This window comes from Companilactobacillus tucceti DSM 20183 (assembly GCF_001434665.1).
Lineage (GTDB): Bacteria > Bacillota > Bacilli > Lactobacillales > Lactobacillaceae > Companilactobacillus > Companilactobacillus tucceti.
Window position 1 is genome coordinate 1 of the sequence record NZ_AZDG01000043.1, and the last position, 386, is coordinate 386.

General features: G+C 39.4%; 1 protein-coding gene. It reads right to left on the reverse strand.

Annotation, left to right across the window (positions count from 1 at the left end):
* On the reverse strand, positions 1-386 hold a 386-nt coding region (locus FC72_RS10565; protein WP_157051167.1), incomplete at both ends, for an alcohol dehydrogenase catalytic domain-containing protein.

Consider the following 386-nt stretch of genomic DNA (forward strand, 5'->3'; position numbering starts at 1 on the left):
GCACCAGTACCAAAGACAGCAATAGTGTCACCAGGTTTTGGTTGAAGGGTATTGAAGACAGTACCACTACCAGTTACATATCCACAGCCCAAAGGTCCAAGCTTTCTAAGGTCAAGATCCTTAGGAACTTTAACAGCATTTCTCTTATTAATAACTGTGTGTGTTGTAAATGAAGATTGGTTGAACATGTCAGAAACATGATGACCATCTTCTGTGAAATGGTCACTACCATCTGGACGAGTACCAGAAAGGTTAGAAGCGGCATACTTACGACATTGTGTAGGTTTACCTTTTAGACAGTTGTCACATTCACCACATGAATAAAATGACATGATAATGTGGTCACCGACTTTAAAGTTCTCAACATTCTTACCAACTTTTTCAAC